3 rRNA genes are annotated in these 5,430 nt (G+C 55.5%); all 3 read right to left on the bottom strand.

Annotated elements, in window-relative coordinates:
- Nucleotides 1-6 precede the first annotated feature (6 nt).
- The 3 genes from rrf to B7K24_RS13160 all read right to left on the bottom strand — a co-directional run bounded on the left by rrf (nt 7) and on the right by B7K24_RS13160 (nt 5,218).
- Nucleotides 7-123, bottom strand: a 5S ribosomal RNA gene (gene rrf / locus B7K24_RS13170).
- 77 nt (nt 124-200) lie between these two features.
- A 23S ribosomal RNA gene (locus tag B7K24_RS13165) occupies nt 201-3,320 on the bottom strand.
- Between the two features lie 374 nt (nt 3,321-3,694).
- A 16S ribosomal RNA gene (locus B7K24_RS13160) occupies nt 3,695-5,218 on the bottom strand.
- Together the 16S, 23S and 5S rRNA genes form the textbook arrangement of a ribosomal RNA operon.
- Nucleotides 5,219-5,430: the final 212 nt, after the last annotated feature.

Below are 5,430 nucleotides of genomic sequence, written 5' to 3'. Positions count from 1 at the left end.
AATGATGTCCCGCAGCGTCCTACTCTCCCACACCCTGGCGGGTGCAGTACCATCGGCGCTGGCAGGCTTAGCTTCCGGGTTCGGGATGGGACCGGGCGTTTCCCTGCCGCTATGGCTGCGGTAACTCTATGGAGATATTGGTGTGGTTCACCCGTTTCTCGGGAACCGCATAGTGGACGCGATGCAACAGTAAATGTGTTGTGGTGAAGTTGTTGGCCTATTAGTACCGGTCAGCTTCGACAGTCGTTAGTCCTGTCTTCCACATCCGGCCTATCAACCCCATGGTCTGTAGGGGGCCTTCACAGAATAAATTCTGATGGAAATCTCATCTTGAGACCGGCTTCCCGCTTAGATGCTTTCAGCGGTTATCCGTTCCGAACGTAGCCAACCAGCCGTGCTCCTGGCGGAACAACTGGCACACCAGAGGTTCGTCCATCCCGGTCCTCTCGTACTAGGGACAGATTCTCTCAAATTTCCTGCGCGCGCAGCGGATAGGGACCGAACTGTCTCACGACGTTCTAAACCCAGCTCGCGTACCGCTTTAATGGGCGAACAGCCCAACCCTTGGGACCAACTCCAGCCCCAGGATGCGACGAGCCGACATCGAGGTGCCAAACCATGCCGTCGATATGGACTCTTGGGCAGGATCAGCCTGTTATCCCCGGGGTACCTTTTATCCGTTGAGCGCTGGCGCTTCCACATGCCACCAGCGGGTCACTAGTCCCGACTTTCGTCCCTGCTCGACCTGTCAGTCTCACAGTCAAGCTCCCTTGTACACTTGCACTCGCCACCTGATTGCCAACCAGGCTGAGGGAACCTTTGGGCGCCTCCGTTACTTTTTGGGAGGCAACCGCCCCAGTTAAACTACCCACCAGGCACTGTCCCTGATCCGGATTACGGACCGAGGTTAGATATCCAGAGTGATCAGAGTGGTATTTCAACAATGACTCCACCATGACTGGCGTCACGGCTTCAAAGTCTCCCACCTATCCTACACAAACCACACCGAATACCAATACCAAGCTATAGTAAAGGTCCCGGGGTCTTTCCGTCCTGCTGCGCGTAACGAGCATCTTTACTCGTAGTGCAATTTCGCCGAGTTCGCGGTTGAGACAGCGGAGAAGTCGTTACGCCATTCGTGCAGGTCGGAACTTACCCGACAAGGAATTTCGCTACCTTAGGATGGTTATAGTTACCACCGCCGTTTACTGGGGCTTAAATTCAGAGCTTCGCCTTGCGGCTAACCCTTCCTCTTAACCTTCCAGCACCGGGCAGGCGTCAGTCCGTATACATCGTCTTGCGACTTCGCACGGACCTGTGTTTTTAGTAAACAGTCGCTTCTCCCTGGTCTCTGCGGCCCTCAAACGCTCACAGCCGCTAGTGCTGATCACGCCTCAGGCCCCCCTTCTCCCGAAGTTACGGGGGCATTTTGCCGAGTTCCTTAACCACGATTCTCTCGATCGCCTTAGTATTCTCTACCTGACCACCTGAGTCGGTTTGGGGTACGGGCGGCTAGAACCTCGCGCCGAGGTTTTTCTTGACAGCATAGGATCACCGGATTCCCACTAATGTGGTCACCATCAGGTCTCAAGCATGTGAACGGCGGATTTGCCTACCGTTCGCCCTACACCCTTAGACGTGGACTACCATCGCCACGCTCGGCTACCTTCCTGTGTCACCCCTGTTAATACGCTTGACTACTACAGACTCGGGTCGCGCGCTACGCCACCGATAGATCCCGAAGGATCAGGAGGTGGTTTCGGGCGCTTAGCATCGTCTGATTCGTCAGGGACGGTTCTTCGCCGGTACGGGAATATCAACCCGTTGTCCATCGACTACGCCTGTCGGCCTCGCCTTAGGTCCCGACTTACCCAGGGCGGATTAACCTGGCCCTGGAACCCTTGGTCATTCGGCGGACGGGTTTCTCACCCGTCTTTCGCTACTCATGCCTGCATTCTCACTCGTGTGGCGTCCACAGCTGGGTTCCCCCGCTGCTTCACCCGCCACACGACGCTCCCCTACCCATCCACACGCTTGGACCCCATCCACGAAAGATGGAGCCGGGCAGTGTGTGAATGACACAACTTCGGCGGTGTACTTGAGCCCCGCTACATTGTCGGCGCGGAATCACTTGACCAGTGAGCTATTACGCACTCTTTCAAGGGTGGCTGCTTCTAAGCCAACCTCCTGGTTGTCTGTGCAACTCCACATCCTTTCCCACTTAGCACACGCTTAGGGGCCTTAGTTGGTGTTCTGGGCTGTTTCCCTCTCGACTATGAAGCTTATCCCCCACAGTCTCACTGCTGCGCTCTGACTTACCGGCATTCGGAGTTTGGTTGACGTCAGTAACCTGGTAGGGCCCATCGGCCATCCAGTAGCTCTACCTCCGGCAAGAAACACGCAACGCTGCACCTAAATGCATTTCGGGGAGAACCAGCTATCACGAAGTTTGATTGGCCTTTCACCCCTATCCACAGCTCATCCCCTCGGTTTTCAACCCAAGTGGGTTCGGTCCTCCACGCGGTCTTACCCGCGCTTCAACCTGGCCATGGATAGATCACTTCGCTTCGGGTCTAGACCCGGCGACTCAAACGCCCTATTCGGACTCGCTTTCGCTACGGCTGCCCCTCACGGGTTAACCTCGCCACCGAGCACTAACTCGCAGGCTCATTCTTCAAAAGGCACGCCGTCACCCCTGCTAGGGAGGCTCCGACGGATTGTAAGCACACGGTTTCAGGTACTATTTCACTCCCCTCTCGGGGTACTTTTCACCATTCCCTCACGGTACTGTTCCGCTATCGGTCAGTAGGGAGTATTTAGGCTTATAGAGTGGTCTCTACAGATTCACACGGGATTTCTCGGGCCCCGTGCTACTTGGGATGACTCTTCAGAGTCCACGCAATTTCGTCTACGGGGGTCGCACCCTCTATGCCGGGCCTTTCAATGCCCTTCGACTATCACGCGGATTTCTTACTCTGCTCACAAGCGGCAGCTTGTGACAAGAGGTCCCACAACCCCACACACGCAACCCCTGCCGGGTATCACACGTGCATGGTTTGGCCTGATCCGCTTTCGCTCGCCACTACTCACGGAATATCTCTTCCTGTCGGTACTGAGATGTTTCACTTCCCGACGTTCCCTCCACACACCCTATATATTCAGGTGCAGGTCACTGGACATGACTCCAGCGGGGTTTCCCCATTCGGACATCCTCGGATCACAGCTTGTTTGCCAGCTCCCCGAGGCTTATCGCAGGCTACAACGTCCTTCATCGGCTCCTACTGCCAAGGCATCCACCATGTGCTCTTAAAAACTTGACCACAGATTACAAAGATGCTCGCGTCCACTATGCAGTTCTCAAGCAACGGACGATCCATACCCTCCACCCACAGCTCCGTATCGATCACAACGATCAACGAAACTTCCTTGGGGCTTCGGGCAGGTCCACCAGAAAGAATCTGGACCTGTCCTTGCGTGTCGGTCCCGATCTTTCAGGACCCAACAGTGTGCCTCGCTACCCACTCCAACCAGCACCCTTGCGTTCCAGTAACCCGAAGGTCACGTACTAGCGAGCGCCGGCCACAATAAGTAGCCATGTCGATGTTCCATCCATGAGCCCCACCCCGACAACGAACGTGTCGAGCGTGGGTCCTGACACCACCAAACCAAAGCTTGGGGTGTAGGTGCTCCTTAGAAAGGAGGTGATCCAGCCGCACCTTCCGGTACGGCTACCTTGTTACGACTTAGTCCCAATCGCCAATCCCACCTTAGACGTCTCCCTCTCAAAGAGTTAGGCCGACGGCTTCGGGTGTTACCGACTTTCGTGACTTGACGGGCGGTGTGTACAAGGCCCGGGAACGTATTCACCGCAGCGTTGCTGATCTGCGATTACTAGCGACTCCAACTTCATGAGGTCGAGTTGCAGACCTCAATCCGAACTGAGACCGGCTTTTTGGGATTCGCTCCACCTTACGGTATCGCAGCCCTTTGTACCGGCCATTGTAGCATGCGTGAAGCCCAAGACATAAGGGGCATGATGATTTGACGTCATCCCCACCTTCCTCCGAGTTGACCCCGGCAGTCTCCTATGAGTCCCCACCATTATGTGCTGGCAACATAGGACGAGGGTTGCGCTCGTTGCGGGACTTAACCCAACATCTCACGACACGAGCTGACGACAACCATGCACCACCTGTATACGGCGAAAAAATCACTCCCTATCTCTAGGGATAGACCGTATATGTCAAGCCTTGGTAAGGTTCTTCGCGTTGCATCGAATTAATCCGCATGCTCCGCCGCTTGTGCGGGCCCCCGTCAATTCCTTTGAGTTTTAGCCTTGCGGCCGTACTCCCCAGGCGGGGCACTTAATGCGTTAGCTGCGACGCGGAACTCATGGAATAAGCCCCACATCTAGTGCCCACCGTTTACGGCGTGGACTACCAGGGTATCTAATCCTGTTCGCTCCCCACGCTTTCGCTCCTCAGCGTCAGTAGTGGCCCAGAGACCTGCCTTCGCCATCGGTGTTCCTCCTGATATCTGCGCATTCCACCGCTACACCAGGAATTCCAGTCTCCCCTACCACACTCTAGCCTGCCCGTACCCACTGCAGACACGAGGTTGAGCCTCGTGCTTTCACAGCAGACGCGACAAGCCGCCTACGAGCTCTTTACGCCCAATAATTCCGGACAACGCTTGCGCCCTACGTATTACCGCGGCTGCTGGCACGTAGTTAGCCGGCGCTTCTTCTGCAGGTACCGTCACTTTCGCTTCTTCCCTGCTGAAAGGGGTTTACAACCCGAAGGCCTTCATCCCCCACGCGGCGTCGCTGCATCAGGCTTTCGCCCATTGTGCAATATTCCCCACTGCTGCCTCCCGTAGGAGTCTGGACCGTGTCTCAGTTCCAGTGTGGCCGGTCGCCCTCTCAGGCCGGCTACCCGTCGTCGCCTTGGTGAGCCATTACCTCACCAACAAGCTGATAGGCCGCGAGTCCATCCCAGACCAAAAAATCTTTCCCAACACTCACCATGCGGTGGTGCCGCTTATCCGGTATTAGACCTCGTTTCCAAGGCTTATCCCAGAGTCTGGGGCAGGTTACTCACGTGTTACTCACCCGTTCGCCACTGATCCACAAGAGCAAGCTCTCGCTTCACCGTTCGACTTGCATGTGTTAAGCACGCCGCCAGCGTTCGTCCTGAGCCAGGATCAAACTCTCCGTAAATGCTTTACAACAAACCCCCGAAGAGGCTCATCAACAAACGAAGTGAATCCGAAGATTCGGTTTAATCTCTAGCAAAGAGAACAAATGTCACTGACATTCATTTCATTACCAAAGGAATCCTACATCCAACCCCTATTTAAGGGCAGATGCCGGAGATTTTGGCATCGACTATGTGGCACACTGTTGAGTTCTCAAAGATCGGAAGCTCACCT

Source organism: Demequina sp. NBRC 110055, from assembly GCF_002090135.1.
Taxonomy (GTDB): Bacteria; Actinomycetota; Actinomycetes; order Actinomycetales; family Demequinaceae; genus Demequina.
Note: the sequence above shows the minus strand (reverse complement) of the source record. Positions and strands in the feature narration are given on the sequence as shown.